This window comes from Vannielia sp. SX4 (genome assembly GCF_052828525.1).
In genome coordinates this window covers 4,037,975-4,050,087 of record NZ_CM128247.1, presented here as the reverse complement: position 1 = coordinate 4,050,087, position 12,113 = coordinate 4,037,975, and the positions used below count along the sequence as shown (strand labels likewise).

Sequence of the window (12,113 nt, the reverse complement as noted above, 5' to 3'; positions counted from 1 at the left end):
CCTCGTCTGGTCAATCCTGTCCTGCTCGCTTACCCACGGGGGCGGAAAGATTCAACACACAGAGCAATGGCAGGACCGAACATGGACTGGGATCACAACGCCTCGCCCTTCAACGCCGTGCCGCCGGTGGTGCTGGCGATCGTGGGGGCGATGTTTGCGGTGGAGCTGTGGTTCGTGCTGAGCCAGGCCGGGATCGTGGGGGCGACGCGGGGGGGCGATGACGCGCGGATCTTCGCGTTGCAGCGGTTCGCGTTTTCGCCCGAGATCATGGCGATGATGGTGGAGCGGGGGGAGTATCCGCCGAGCCAGCTGATGCGGATCGTGAGCTATCCGTTCGTGCATGGCGGGTTCACGCATATGATCTTCGCGGGGGTGTTCACGCTGGCCTTGGGCAAGATGGTGGGCGAGGTGCTGGGGCAGGTCGCCGTGGCGGTGATGTTCTTTGCCGGGACGGTGGCGGGGGCCTTGGCGTTTTGGCTGCTGGCCGGGGGAGGGGCGCTTTTTGGCGCGTTCCCGGGGGCTTATGCGCTGATCGGGGGCTATACCTTCATCATGTGGGTGCATCTGGGGCGGCGCGGCGAGAACCAGTATGGCGCCTTCACGCTGATCGGGGTGCTCCTGGCGTTTCAGCTCGTGTTCGGCGTGCTCTTTGGCGCGGGGAACGATTGGATCGCGGATATCGGCGGGTTCTTTGCCGGGCTGTTCCTGAGCGTGCCGCTGGCGCCGGGGGGCTGGCGGCGGATGATGGAGCGGCTGCGGCGGCGGTAGCTGGAAGGCTGCTTGAAGTCACCTTGACGGGGTGACGGGGCGGGGCCATGGTCCGCGCAAAAGGAGATATGCCCATGCCCGGAACCTATGAGACCCGCCTTGCAGAACTTGGTGTCACCCTGCCCGAAGCCAGCGCACCGGCGGCCAATTACGTGCCCTTCGTGGAGGCGGACGGGCTGCTTTATGTGAGCGGCCAGATCTCGATGGAAGGTGGCGAGATGATCAAGGGCAAGCTGGGCGATGACATGGATGTGGCGGCGGGTGTCGCGGCGGCCAAGGTCTGCGCGGTGAACCTGCTGGCGCAGGTGAAGGCGGCCTGTGGCGGCGATCTCGACAAGCTGGACCGGGTGGTGAAGCTGACCGCCTTCGTGAACTCGACCGCCGATTTTGGCGAGCAGCCGAAGGTGGTGAACGGCGCGTCCGACTTCCTCGTCGAAGCGCTCGGAGACGCGGGCCGCCATGCGCGTTCGGCTGTGAGTGCGGCCTCGCTGCCCTTTGGCGTGGCGGTGGAGATCGAGGGGATCTTCAAGCTGAAATGAACCTGCCCGACGCCTTTTTGACCCGCCCCATCGCGCACCGGGGCTTTCATGACCGGGCCGCGGGACGGGTGGAGAACTCGCGCGCGGCTTTTGCGGCGGCGATTGCGGCGGGTTACGGGATCGAGCTGGATCTTCAGCCGTCGAAGGATGGGGTGCCGATGGTGTTCCACGACTACGCCCTGAGCCGCCTGACCGGGGAAACCGGGCCGGTGGCACAGCGGACCGCGGCGGAACTGGGGCAGATCATGCTCACCGATGGCGGTGAGGGGGTGCCCACGCTGGCGGAGGTGCTGAAGCTGGTGGATGGCCGGGTGCCGCTGCTGATCGAGATCAAGGATCAGGATGGCGCGCTGGGGCCGAACGTGGGCCAGCTGGAGCGGGCCGTGGCGGAGGCGCTGGAGGGCTACGCGGGCGAGATGGCGCTGATGAGCTTCAACCCGCATTCGATGGCGGTGATGGCGAAGCTGCTGCCGGATGTGCCGCGCGGGCTGACGACCGACAATTACGAGCCGGAGAGCTGGACGACCGTGCCCGAGGCGCGGCGGGCGGAGCTGCGGGCGATCCCCGATTACGACCGGGTGGGGGCCTGTTTTGTCAGCCACCGGCACGGGGCGCTGGGCGATGCGCGGGTGGCCGAGCTGAAGGCGCAGGGTGCCGAAATTCTGTGCTGGACGATCCGCTCCGAGGCGGAAGAGGCGAAGGCCCGCGAGGTTGCCGCCAATGTGACCTTCGAGGGTTACGCCGCCGCTTGACGCCGCGGCGCGGCGGGCCAAGTCTGGCGTGGCTATGGATGGCAGCTCGGAAATTTCCATTGAGACGGTGGACAGCCTTGGCGCGGTGACGCCGGAGGCTTGGGATGCCTGTGCCGCGCCCGGAGAAGGGCGGCCGGAAGACCCGTTTGTGACCTGGCGGTTCCTGAAGGCGCTGGAGGACAGCGGCTCGGTGGGCGGGCGGTCTGGCTGGCAGCCGACCTACCTGTTGGCGCGGGCGGGCGACGAGTTGATCGCGACCGCGCCGATGTATGCCAAGTTTCACAGCCAGGGCGAGTACGTGTTCGACCACTCATGGGCCCATGCCTTTGAGCGGGCCGGGGGCGAGTATTATCCGAAGTTGCAGATCGCGGCGCCGTTCACGCCGGTGCCGGGGCGGCGGTTTCTGGTGAAGCCGGGTTGGGAACGGATCGGGATGAGCGCGCTGGTGCAGGGTGCGGTGCAGGTGGCGGCGCAGGCCGGGCTTTCAGGCGTGCATGCCACGTTTTGCACCGAGGCGGAGGCCGAGGCGGGCGCGCAGATGGGGCTGATGCACCGGAGGGGGCAGCAGTTTCATTGGGAGAACCGGGGGTATGGCACGTTTGACGATTTTCTGGCTGATCTGAGCAGCCGTAAGCGGAAGAATATTCGGAAAGAGCGTGAGCGGGCGCAGGGCTTTGGCGGGCGCATCCTGCGGCTGACCGGGGGGGAGATTGAACCGGAGCATTGGGATGCGTTCTGGCAGTTCTATCAGGACACCGGGGCGCGGAAGTGGGGCTCGCCCTATCTGACGCGGGCCTTCTTTGACGAGGTGCAGGCCGGGCTGCGCGAGGATGTGCTGCTGGTGCTGGCGGAGCGCGAGGGCCGGTTCGTCGCCGGGGCGCTCAACTTCATCGGGCGGGACGCGCTTTTTGGCCGGTATTGGGGCTGCACCGAGCATCACCCCTGCCTGCATTTCGAGCTGTGCTACTATGTGGCCATCGAGGAGGCGATTGCGCGAGGGCTTGCCCGCGTGGAGGCGGGGGCGCAGGGCGAGCACAAGCTGGCGCGGGGGTATCTGCCGAAAGAGACACATTCGCTGCACTGGGTGGCCGATGAGGGCTTCCGCCGGGCGATTGCGGATTTTCTGGAGGAGGAGGCCCGCGCGGTGGATTACGAAATCGAGGTGCTGACGGGCTACGGGCCGTTCCGCCGCGAGCATCGGGAGGAGCAGGATTGACGCTGGAAGAGTTGGAAGCGGCGGGCTGGGCGCGGGACGGCGAAGCTCTGGCGAAGAGCTTCAAATTCCGGAATTTCTCCGAGGCGTTTGGCTGGATGGCGCGGGTGGCGCTGGCGGCGGAGAAGGCGGACCATCACCCGGATTGGTCGAACTCTTGGAACCGTGTGGACGTGCGGCTGACGACGCATTCGGCGGGTGCGCTGACGGAGAAGGACTTGAAGCTGGCTTCGGTGATGGAGAAGCTGGCGGGGTAGAAAAATCTTCACGAAGATTTTTCGGTTGGCGTGCGCATCAGAGCGGGTTGCGGTCGGCCACGTCGATATCTTGCATGGCATCGGGGAAGGCCCAGATTTCGGGCGGTTCCGCGCTGGTGAGGCCGCCACGGGGAACCTTGGTGCCGATCTTGGCGACCTGACGGCGGAGCTTGGCCCAGCGGCGCTCGGTGACCCGTGAGGGCTGTATGGCAGTGCTCCCGGAGCGATTGCCTGTCCACCCGAAGCTGGACATGCCGCAGCGGCTTCCGGTGTCTTTGGGCTGCAGATTGAGGTACAGTATGATGATGCCAAAGTGGGCCGGCCCGAAATAGGGCTCGTCCGGCATGGCGCCGGGGTAGTTCTCCGTCCAGCCGGACCATGGGTCTTCTATCAGGGTGTCGGGAGCGACCGGGGGGATGGCACCCGGGGTTATCGCTCCCAGAAGCGGCAGCGGGCCGGAGGGCACGTGCCAGAGCACGGTTCGGGAGCGGGGTGCGGGGGTGTGGCTTGCCACGGCGCGCCACTTGCCGGGGCCGTTGCTTACCACAAATGCGATGTCATCGCCCAGCAGGTCGAGCAGGGCGGGCAGGTCTGCCGGGGTGAGGTAGAGCGGAATCCAGGGCATGGGGCTACTTCCCGGCGCTTTTGGTCCCTGCTCGCAGATGCGATGAGGGCCGGAAGCGCCGGGGAGCCATTTGGATTTAGAGCTCGTCGAAGAGCGCCGGGGCTGCCGAGACGGAGCATTCGCCGGGGCCGCCTTCGAGGTTGAAGGTGGTCACCACGTTGTCGTGCAGCACCATGGCGTAGCGCAGGGAGCGGTTGATGAGGCCGGCGGGCGGGGCGGTGAAGCTCATGCCGATCTCTTTGGTGAAGGTGCCTTCCGGGTCGCCCAGCATGTGGATGCCGGCCTCGGTGGCGCCGGTGTCTTTGCCCCATGCGTCCATCACGAAGGGGTCGTTGACGGAGACGCAGATGACCTCGGCCACGCCCTTCTCTTTCAGCATGCCCATGTTCTCGATGTAGCTCGGCACGTGCTTGGTGGAGCAGGTGCCGGTGTAGGCGCCGGGCAGGCCGAAGATGATGACCTTCTTGCCTGTGGTGATGTCTTTCAGCGCGATTTGCTCCGGCCCTTCGGCGCCCATCCGCACGAAAGTTGCCGAAGGGATCGTGTCTCCCACCGAGATTTGCATGATCTTCTCCCTTTATCTATTTGCTGTCCTCGTCGTTCGGTTCATGAAATGCCGCGAACGTGCGGAAAGGCAAGGGAGGTCGGGCATGGATATCGTTGTGGTGGGCGCGGGGCAGGCAGGGTCTGCGCTGGTGAGCAAGCTTCGGGGGCTGGGGTTTGACGGCGGGATCACTCTGGTGGGAGAGGAGCCGGTGGTGCCCTATCAGCGGCCGCCGCTGAGCAAGGCTTACCTTCTGGGCGAGATGGAGCTGGAGCGGCTCTACCTGCGCAGCGAGGAGTATTATGCCGAGCAGAACATCACGCTGAAGCTGGGCGCGCCGGTGACGGGGATCGACCGGGAGCACAAGGAGCTGCATCTGGGCGAGGAGCGGTTGAAGTACGACCTGCTGGCGCTGACCACCGGTTCCGCGCCGCGCCGTCTGCCGGCGGCGATTGGCGGCGATCTGGGTGGCGTGTTCACCGTGCGGACGCTGGCCGATATCGACCGGATGCAACCGGAGCTGGGCGCGGGAAAGAAGGCGCTGATCATCGGGGGCGGCTACATCGGGCTGGAGGCGGCGGCGGTCTGCGCCAAGCTGGGGCTGGATGTGACGCTGGTGGAGATGGCCGACCGGATCCTGCAGCGGGTCGCGGCGCCGCAGACCTCGGATTACTTCCGCGCGCTGCATGAGGATCATGGCGTCGATATCCGCGAGGGGATCGGGCTGGAGAAGCTGCTGGGCGAGGGCCGGGTGACGGGCGCGCTGCTCACCGATGGCGAGGAGCTGGCGGCGGATGTGGTGATCGTGGGCGTGGGGATCACGCCCTGCACGCAGATTGCCGAGCTGGGCGGGCTGATGATCGAAAACGGGATCAAGACCGATGCGCAGGGGCGCACCTCTGACCCGTCGATCTATGCGGCGGGCGATTGCGCCTCTTTCCCGCATGGCGGCGGGCGGATCAGGCTGGAGTCGGTCGGCAATGCGATCGATCAGGCGGAGCTGGTGGCCGAGAACATGCTGGGCGCGGAGAAGGATTACGTGGCCAAGCCGTGGTTCTGGAGCGATCAGTATGACACCAAGCTGCAGATCGCCGGGCTGAACACCGGATACGATGAGATCGTCACCCGGGGCGAGGGCGAGACGGTGAGCTTTTGGTACTACGGCGGCGGCAAGCTGCTGGCGGTGGACGCGATGAACGACAGCCGGGCCTACATGGTGGGCAAGCGGCTGATCGAGGGCGGAAAGAGCCCCGACAAGGCGGCGGTAGCGGACCCGGCGACCGAGCTGAAGGCGCTGCTCAAGGCGTGAGAATAGTTGGCGGAAAATTCCGCGGCACGGCGCTGGCGGCGCTGGGCAAGGGGGATGCGGGGGCGCATTTGCGGCCCACGTCCGACCGGGTGCGGGAGGCGCTGTTCAACGTGCTGGCCTCGCGCGGCGGGGTCGAGGGCGCGCGGGTGCTCGACCTCTTTGCCGGCACCGGCGCGCTGGGGCTGGAGGCGTTGAGCCGGGGCGCGGTGCATGTGACGGCGGTGGATGACGGGCACAAGGCGCGGGCGCTCATTCGGGAGAACGTGGAGAAGCTGCGGGCGATGGGCGAGGTGAAGCTCTATCGCCGCGATGCCGTGCGGCTTGGCGAGAACCGGGGCGCGGCGTTTGACTTGGTGTTCCTCGATCCGCCCTATGGCAAGGGGCTGGGGCAGCGGGCGCTGGCCAGCGCGGTGGAGGGCGGCTGGATCGCGCCGGAGGCGCTGATCGTCTGGGAGGAATCGGCGCCGATGGAGGCGCCGGAGGGCTTTGACCTGATCGAACACCGCGCCTATGGCGACACGCATATCACCCTGATGGAGAAGTCATGAGACCCGAACTGGTCATATTCGATTGCGACGGCGTGCTGGTGGACAGCGAGGGGCCGCTCTCGGAGCTGGTGGTGGCCGATCTGGCGACGCGGGGCTTTGAGGTGAGCGCCGCCGACTTTCATGACCGCTTCACCGGCGGAACGATGAAGGATGTGGACCGGCGGCTGCGCGAGGCGGGGGCCGATCTGCCGGAGGATTGGGTGGCGTTCATCTACCAGCGCATCTTTGCCCGGATGGCCGAAGGCGTGGAGATGACGGCGGGCGCGGTGGCGCTGATCGACTGGCTGGAAGCGCGGGGCGTGGCGGTGGCCGTGGCCTCGAACGGGCCGATGGAGAAGATGCGCGGCTCGCTGGGGCCGAGCGGGCTGCTGGAGCGGCTGGGCGCGCGGGTGTTCTCGGCGCATGACCACGGCACCGCCAAGCCGGAGCCGGGCCTCTTGCTGATCGCGGCGGAGGCGGCGGGCGTGGCGCCGGAGCGAGCGGTGATGGTGGATGACAGCCCGGTCGGCCATTGGGCCGCGCGGGACGCGGGGATGCAGTTTTTCGGCTACGTCGAGCATGGCAACGCGGCCAAGATGGAGGCCGAGGGCGTGGCCACGGTGCATTCGATGGCGGAATTGCAGGCCGGGCTAGAGGCGCTGCTCGATGGATGAGCTGCCGGAGCACTTCTGCCCCGGCTGCGGGGCGAAGCGGAAGGCGTTTCTGCGGTATCCTTGGCACTTCTGCAACGATTGCCGGGCGCTGGCCTGTGACAAGGACGGGCGGCGGATCGAGTGTTTCAACACCAGCATCGGCGGCGGCTTTGCGTGGCGCTACGTGGACGAGCCGGAGGAGGCTCTGCGGGAGTGTTACGGGGTGATCGCGGTCATCCGCGGGCGGCCGGTGTATTTGCACGAGGCGCGGTTTGGCGGGGTGGTCGCTGAGCCGATGATGGAGAGCGCGCGGTTGGACCGGCGGGGCGTGTGGCGGATTGACGGGCGGTTTCCGGTGGAGCCTGATGGGAGGTGAGGCGGGTGAGTGGTGCGCCATGAATGCGCACCCTACGCGGGAAACCGGGTGAGCCGGGTAGCGCCGTCCCGTGGGGTGGCGCTGACACCGACCGTGCATGCCACTTTATCGCGCAGCAGTCATCTTCCATTAGAGGTTCCCCCCAACCTCACCAAAGCGCCGCCCCATGGGGCGGGACGGCGCTGCACGGCGCCTGACGGCTTGATTCCGTGCAAGGTGCGCAGTCAGCGGTTCTAGCGCACGGCCACCTGCGTCAGCCGCTTCCCAAGATCGCGCAGGTCGTTTTCGCTGACGCAGCCGGTGAAGAGCACGGTTACCGTCAGCCTGCCGCCGAACGTCACCGTATAGCCACCGCTGCCGCGTTTGCGGGACGAGCACAGCAGGCCCGCGTGCCAGAAGACCTGCCCGAGACGGCTGGAGCGGGTGAGCATGCCCATGGAGTAGCTGGAATTACCGTCGATCCGGTTCAGCGCCCAGCGGCGGGGTGCGGCGCCGATGGAGGAGCGCGGGCCGAAGTGGCGGATCTGGAAGGCGGTGTAGGCGGCTGCCGAGCCGCGCCAGCCGCCGAAGGCCCCGGTGCCGCCCCAGCGCGGGCTGGGGGCGAGGCCGGAGAGGCCGAGGCGGCGGGCGCAGGCAGTGTAATAGCCTTGGCCGGTGACCGCCTCGATCACCGCGCCGAGCACCGCGTAATTCTCATTGTTGTAGCGTGTCCGGCCCTTGCCGCGCGGGGCGCGGGCCAGCGCCGGGCGGACGACGGGCAGATGCAGGGCGGAGCTCCGCGCCCATTGCCGCAGGCTCATCCGCTGGGTGGCGTCGGGCCAGAGGCCAGCGGAATGGGTCAGGAAGGCGGAGAGCGGGGTATCCACGTGGCGGGCGGATTGCGCGCCGAGGATCAGGCCGAGAGGGGTATCGAGCCGGAGCCTGTCTTCGCGCACCAGCGCGGCGATGCAGGCCCCGGTGATGCCCTTGGAGAGTGAGGCGAGGTCGAAGGCGGTATCGGGGTTGGCGCCGATGCCGCGGCGGGCGACGATCTGGCCGTTCTCGGCCACGGCAAGGGTGGTGGCGGGCAACCCGTTTGCGGCGGCCCATTGCCGCCAGACCTGCTCGACCGCGCCCGCCTTGCCCTGTGCTGCCAGCGGCCCGGTGAGGGCCAGAAGCAGCAACAGGGCGGCGAGCGCCCTAGCCATAGGTCGGGTGGAAGAGCCCGGCGGGCGAGAGGGTGAAGATATCGGCCCCGGAGGAGGTGATGCCGACGGAGTGCTCGAACTGCGCGGAGAGCGACTTGTCGCGGGTCACCGCCGTCCAGTCATCCGACAGAACCTTGGTCTCGGGGCGGCCGAGGTTCACCATCGGCTCGATGGTGAAGAACATGCCCTCTTCGAGCGTCGGGCCGGTGCCCGGACGGCCATAGTGCAGCACGTTGGGCGGGGCGTGAAACACCCGGCCCAGGCCGTGGCCGCAGAAGTCGCGCACCACCGACATGCGGTGGCTTTCGACATAGCTCTGGATCGCATGGCCTATGTCACCGAAGGTCTGGCCGGGCTTTGCCGCCTCGATCCCGCGCATCAGCGCATCATGGGTGACCTCGATCAGCCGCTCGGCCTTGCGGGGCAGCTTGCCGGCGACGAACATGCGGGAGGTATCACCGAACCAGCCATCGACGATCACGGTCACGTCGATATTAAGGATGTCGCCGTCCTTCAGCACCTTCTCGCTGGGAATCCCGTGGCAGACCACGTGGTTCACCGAGATGCAGGAGGCGTGCTTGTAGCCCTTGTAGCCGATGGTGGCCGACTTGGCCCCGGCCTCGTTGACCCGCCGCTCGATCTCGGCGTCGATGCTGGCGGTGGTCACGCCGGGCTGCACGAGGGGCGCGCAGGCATCGAGAATTTCAGCCGCCAGACGGCCTGCGGCATGCATCCCCGCAAAATCCGCCTCGCCATAGATGCGGATACCGTCTCGTGTCAGCCGCTCGCGCGTTTCGTCCATCATTCTCATCGTCTTTCGGAGTTTCTCCCTCCAAATAGGCGCTTTGACCGCGAAACGCTAGGTCGGGACGGGCAGAGGGGCCTTTCGGCCGGGAACGTTTTTTGACATGGGGGCGTTGAGCCATTGTGAACAGGGCGTTTTTAGCGCCGGTTGCGTCATGCGACGCAGGGAAAAGAACGGGACAAGGACAGGACGACAGGCATGGAATTTCTTAACAATTTGCTGAACACCCCGGTCGGGGCCGACAAGGTGCTGGGCGATTTTCTCACCATCGGGTTCATGGCCTCGATCCTCGGCTCGGTGGTCACCGCCATCCTGATCCTGATTGTTGGCTACATCGTGGCGGGCTGGGTGAAGCGGCGGATCGTGGCGATCGCGGAGAACAACGCCAAGCTGGATGACACGCTGTTCCACTTTCTGGGCAACATCGTGCGGTGGATCATCCTCGGCTTTGCCTTCCTGATCATCCTCAACACCTTCGGGGTGCAGACCACCTCGATCATCGCCGCCATCGGTGCCGCCGGCCTTGCGGTTGGCCTTGCCCTGCAGGGCACGCTCTCGAACGTGGCGGGGGGCGTTATGATCATCGTGTTCCGGCCGTTCAAGATGGGCGATTTCGTGGAGATCGACGGGCAGATGGGCACGGTGAAGGATATCACGCTGAACACCACCGAGCTGGCCGACCTCAGCAATGTGCAGGTGATCGTGCCGAACAGCGATGTCTGGGGCAACACGATCAAGAACTACTCCACCAACAAGACCCGCCGCGCGGAGTGGACCTTTGGCGTGGGCTACGGGGTGAACCTTGCCAAGGCGGAGCAGGTGATCCGCGATACGATCATGGCGGACGAGCGCAGCAAGGCGGAGCCGGAGCCGTTCTTCCAGGTCACCAACCTTGGGGACTCGTCGGTGGACTTCCTCGTGCGGGTCTGGGTCGATGCGTCGGAATACTTTGCCTACAAGGCCGATATCACCCGCAAGGTGAAGGAAGCGCTGGACGAGGCCGATATCGAGATCCCGTTCCCCTGCCGGACGATCTACACGGTGGCCGCCGAGTAAGGCTGGCCGGATGGCGGGACAAGTCCCGCCCTACAGGAGCGGAAGCGGTGCGCCCGGGGTGATGGCCTCGGGCGTTATGCTGCAGGAAAGCGCCATTGCCTCGACCCCGGCGGCGCGGGCGGCGGTGAAGGCCTCGGCATAGGCCGGGTCGATATCTGACGCCACGGCCACGCGCGCGGCATCGGTGCGTTGCACGAGAAAGAGCACCACGGCGCGGTGGCCGGCAGAGGCCATTGCGGCCAGTTCGGCCATGTGGCGCGCGCCGCGTGCGGTGACGGTATCGGGGAACTCGGCGAGGCCGGGCTGGCGCGAGAGGGTCACCGATTTGACCTCGACGTAGCAATCGGGCCGCCCGGCGGCGGTGAGCAGGAAGTCTACCCGGCTCTTCTCGCCATAGGGCACCTCGGCGCGGATTGTCTCGTAGCCCTGCAGCCCCGGCACGGTGCCTGCGCGCAAGGCCTCGGCCAGTGCGCGGTTGGGCAGGGCGGTATCGACCCCGGTGAAGTGGCCTGCGCCATGCTCGACCAGCCGCCAGCCGTATTTGAGCTTTTTCTTCGGGTCGTCGTTGGGCTCCAGCCAGATCCGCATGCCGGGCTCGGCGAGGCCGGTCATCGCGCCGGGGTTGGGGCAATGGGCGACCACCTCGGCGCCGCTCCCTTCCAGTACCGCATCCGCGAGGAACCGCTTGTAGCGGCGGGTCAGGCGGGCCGGGACGAGGGGGGTGGCGAAGCGCATGGGGCGGGCCTATACCGACAGGCAGCAAGGCTCAAGGAGGCAGCATGGGCAACCCCACAGCGGCGATGTTGGTGATCGGTGACGAAATCCTTTCAGGGCGGACACGCGACAGCAACATGCACCATCTGGCCGGGGAATTGACCAAGCATGGCGTCGATCTCAAGGAGGTGCGGGTGGTCAGCGACGAGCGCGCGGCCATCGTCGAGGCGGTGCGGCACCTCGCGCTCTACTTTGACCATGTGTTCACTTCGGGCGGCATTGGCCCCACCCATGACGACATCACCGCCGAGGCCGTGGCTGCCGCCTTTGGCACCACCGCGCCGCAGCGGGCCGATGCGCTGAAGCTGCTGGGCGATCACTACGCGGCGCGGGGTATCGAGTTTACCGAGGCGCGCAAGCGGATGGCGCGGGTGCCCGAGGGGGCGACCATGATCGCGAATCCGGTGAGCGTGGCGCCCGGCTTCACGCTGGAGAACGTGCATGTGATGGCGGGGGTGCCCAGCGTTTTCGAGGCGATGGTGGCGGGCGTGCTGCCGACGATCACCGGCGGGGCACCGTTGCTCTCGCAGTCGCTCCGGGTGATGCGCGGCGAGGGCGTGGTGGCCGACCCGCTGGGCGCGCTGGCGGAAGAGTTCAGCGACCTCTCGTTCGGCTCCTACCCGTTTCAGCAGGACGGGGCCTTTGGCACGAACATCGTGGTGCGCGGGCAGGATGCGGCGCGGGTGGATGCGGCGATGGTGCGGCTGGTGGAGCTGTTCGGCACGTGA

General features: G+C 67.0%; 16 protein-coding genes. 11 read left to right on the top strand and 5 right to left on the bottom strand.

The window, feature by feature from the left end; genetic code table 11:
• Nucleotides 1–66: 66 nt before the first annotated feature.
• From ACUXVX_RS20090 to ACUXVX_RS20070, 5 genes are all read left to right on the top strand, one after another.
• Nucleotides 67–768, top strand: a complete 702-nt coding sequence (locus ACUXVX_RS20090) for a rhomboid family intramembrane serine protease (protein WP_446309688.1) — start codon at nt 67–69, stop codon at nt 766–768.
• Nucleotides 769–842: 74 nt separating this feature from the next.
• Nucleotides 843–1,307 (top strand): RidA family protein, encoded by a 465-nt coding sequence (locus ACUXVX_RS20085; protein ID WP_446309687.1) that lies wholly within the window; start codon nt 843–845, stop codon nt 1,305–1,307.
• Nucleotides 1,304–2,059, top strand: a complete 756-nt coding sequence (locus tag ACUXVX_RS20080; protein ID WP_446309686.1) for a glycerophosphodiester phosphodiesterase family protein — start codon at nt 1,304–1,306, stop codon at nt 2,057–2,059. Before ACUXVX_RS20085 ends, ACUXVX_RS20080 begins: the two co-directional genes overlap by 4 nt.
• Nucleotides 2,060–2,093: 34 nt before the next feature.
• A complete protein-coding gene (locus tag ACUXVX_RS20075) occupies nt 2,094–3,275 on the top strand; it encodes a GNAT family N-acetyltransferase (RefSeq protein ID WP_446311571.1) in 1,182 nt (393 codons plus the stop codon).
• Nucleotides 3,272–3,529, top strand: coding sequence for a 4a-hydroxytetrahydrobiopterin dehydratase (locus ACUXVX_RS20070; RefSeq protein ID WP_446309685.1), 258 nt, complete (start codon nt 3,272–3,274; stop codon nt 3,527–3,529). The genes ACUXVX_RS20075 and ACUXVX_RS20070 overlap by 4 nt, the downstream gene beginning before the upstream one ends.
• 37 nt (nt 3,530–3,566) lie before the next feature.
• On the opposite strand, the gene ACUXVX_RS20065 is transcribed toward ACUXVX_RS20070, so the two are convergent.
• Both ACUXVX_RS20065 and ACUXVX_RS20060 read right to left on the bottom strand, forming a co-directional pair.
• The gene (locus ACUXVX_RS20065; protein WP_446309684.1) at nt 3,567–4,154 is read right to left on the bottom strand and encodes a hypothetical protein; all 588 of its coding nucleotides are present in this window, start codon (nt 4,152–4,154) and stop codon (nt 3,567–3,569) included.
• 76 nt (nt 4,155–4,230) lie between these two features.
• The gene (locus tag ACUXVX_RS20060) at nt 4,231–4,719 is read right to left on the bottom strand and encodes a peroxiredoxin (protein WP_222496626.1); all 489 of its coding nucleotides are present in this window, start codon (nt 4,717–4,719) and stop codon (nt 4,231–4,233) included.
• An 85-nt stretch (nt 4,720–4,804) separates the two neighbouring features.
• Between ACUXVX_RS20060 and ACUXVX_RS20055 the strand changes: the two genes are divergently transcribed.
• From ACUXVX_RS20055 to ACUXVX_RS20040, 4 genes are read left to right on the top strand one after another with little or no spacing between them, the layout of a single operon-like run.
• A complete protein-coding gene (locus ACUXVX_RS20055; protein ID WP_446309683.1) occupies nt 4,805–6,007 on the top strand; it encodes an NAD(P)/FAD-dependent oxidoreductase in 1,203 nt (400 codons plus the stop codon).
• On the top strand, nt 6,004–6,555 hold the full coding sequence (gene rsmD, locus ACUXVX_RS20050) for a 16S rRNA (guanine(966)-N(2))-methyltransferase RsmD (protein WP_222471927.1): 552 nt from the start codon (nt 6,004–6,006) through the stop codon (nt 6,553–6,555). Before ACUXVX_RS20055 ends, rsmD begins: the two co-directional genes overlap by 4 nt.
• On the top strand, nt 6,552–7,208 hold the full coding sequence (locus tag ACUXVX_RS20045) for an HAD family hydrolase (protein ID WP_446309682.1): 657 nt from the start codon (nt 6,552–6,554) through the stop codon (nt 7,206–7,208). Before rsmD ends, ACUXVX_RS20045 begins: the two co-directional genes overlap by 4 nt.
• Nucleotides 7,201–7,563, top strand: a complete 363-nt coding sequence (locus ACUXVX_RS20040) for a hypothetical protein (RefSeq protein WP_446309681.1) — start codon at nt 7,201–7,203, stop codon at nt 7,561–7,563. The genes ACUXVX_RS20045 and ACUXVX_RS20040 overlap by 8 nt, the downstream gene beginning before the upstream one ends.
• A gap of 233 nt (nt 7,564–7,796) precedes the next feature.
• On the opposite strand, the gene ACUXVX_RS20035 is transcribed toward ACUXVX_RS20040, so the two are convergent.
• Nucleotides 7,797–8,750 (bottom strand): serine hydrolase domain-containing protein, encoded by a 954-nt coding sequence (locus ACUXVX_RS20035; protein ID WP_446309680.1) that lies wholly within the window; start codon nt 8,748–8,750, stop codon nt 7,797–7,799.
• Complete coding sequence (map, locus tag ACUXVX_RS20030) at nt 8,743–9,552, bottom strand: type I methionyl aminopeptidase (protein ID WP_446311570.1); 810 nt, start codon at nt 9,550–9,552, stop codon at nt 8,743–8,745. The genes ACUXVX_RS20035 and map overlap by 8 nt, the downstream gene beginning before the upstream one ends.
• Before the next feature lie 201 nt (nt 9,553–9,753).
• On the opposite strand from map, the gene ACUXVX_RS20025 reads away from it, so the two are divergent.
• The gene (locus tag ACUXVX_RS20025; RefSeq protein ID WP_446309679.1) at nt 9,754–10,611 is read left to right on the top strand and encodes a mechanosensitive ion channel family protein; all 858 of its coding nucleotides are present in this window, start codon (nt 9,754–9,756) and stop codon (nt 10,609–10,611) included.
• A gap of 30 nt (nt 10,612–10,641) precedes the next feature.
• Here the strand turns inward: ACUXVX_RS20025 and sfsA are convergent, their stop codons facing one another.
• Nucleotides 10,642–11,346, bottom strand: a complete 705-nt coding sequence (gene sfsA, locus ACUXVX_RS20020; RefSeq protein WP_446309678.1) for a DNA/RNA nuclease SfsA — start codon at nt 11,344–11,346, stop codon at nt 10,642–10,644.
• Between the two features lie 44 nt (nt 11,347–11,390).
• Between sfsA and ACUXVX_RS20015 the strand changes: the two genes are divergently transcribed.
• The gene (locus tag ACUXVX_RS20015) at nt 11,391–12,113 is read left to right on the top strand and encodes a competence/damage-inducible protein A (protein ID WP_446309677.1); all 723 of its coding nucleotides are present in this window, start codon (nt 11,391–11,393) and stop codon (nt 12,111–12,113) included.

What these genes read in the sequence shown, in the direction of transcription:
- ACUXVX_RS20025 (WP_446309679.1), top strand. Translation starts at nt 9,754, where the DNA reads ATGGAATTTCTTAACAATTTGCTGAACACCCCGGTCGGGGCCGACAAG.
- ACUXVX_RS20075 (WP_446311571.1), top strand. Translation starts at nt 2,094, where the DNA reads ATGGATGGCAGCTCGGAAATTTCCATTGAGACGGTGGACAGCCTTGGC.
- ACUXVX_RS20035 (WP_446309680.1), bottom strand. Translation starts at nt 8,750, where the DNA reads ATGGCTAGGGCGCTCGCCGCCCTGTTGCTGCTTCTGGCCCTCACCGGG.
- ACUXVX_RS20065 (WP_446309684.1), bottom strand. Translation starts at nt 4,154, where the DNA reads ATGCCCTGGATTCCGCTCTACCTCACCCCGGCAGACCTGCCCGCCCTG.
- ACUXVX_RS20015 (WP_446309677.1), top strand. Translation starts at nt 11,391, where the DNA reads ATGGGCAACCCCACAGCGGCGATGTTGGTGATCGGTGACGAAATCCTT.
- ACUXVX_RS20090 (WP_446309688.1), top strand. Translation starts at nt 67, where the DNA reads ATGGCAGGACCGAACATGGACTGGGATCACAACGCCTCGCCCTTCAAC.
- ACUXVX_RS20045 (WP_446309682.1), top strand. Translation starts at nt 6,552, where the DNA reads ATGAGACCCGAACTGGTCATATTCGATTGCGACGGCGTGCTGGTGGAC.
- map (WP_446311570.1), bottom strand. Translation starts at nt 9,552, where the DNA reads ATGGACGAAACGCGCGAGCGGCTGACACGAGACGGTATCCGCATCTAT.
- ACUXVX_RS20040 (WP_446309681.1), top strand. Translation starts at nt 7,201, where the DNA reads ATGGATGAGCTGCCGGAGCACTTCTGCCCCGGCTGCGGGGCGAAGCGG.
- ACUXVX_RS20085 (WP_446309687.1), top strand. Translation starts at nt 843, where the DNA reads ATGCCCGGAACCTATGAGACCCGCCTTGCAGAACTTGGTGTCACCCTG.
- ACUXVX_RS20055 (WP_446309683.1), top strand. Translation starts at nt 4,805, where the DNA reads ATGGATATCGTTGTGGTGGGCGCGGGGCAGGCAGGGTCTGCGCTGGTG.
- ACUXVX_RS20080 (WP_446309686.1), top strand. Translation starts at nt 1,304, where the DNA reads ATGAACCTGCCCGACGCCTTTTTGACCCGCCCCATCGCGCACCGGGGC.
- ACUXVX_RS20060 (WP_222496626.1), bottom strand. Translation starts at nt 4,719, where the DNA reads ATGCAAATCTCGGTGGGAGACACGATCCCTTCGGCAACTTTCGTGCGG.
- sfsA (WP_446309678.1), bottom strand. Translation starts at nt 11,346, where the DNA reads ATGCGCTTCGCCACCCCCCTCGTCCCGGCCCGCCTGACCCGCCGCTAC.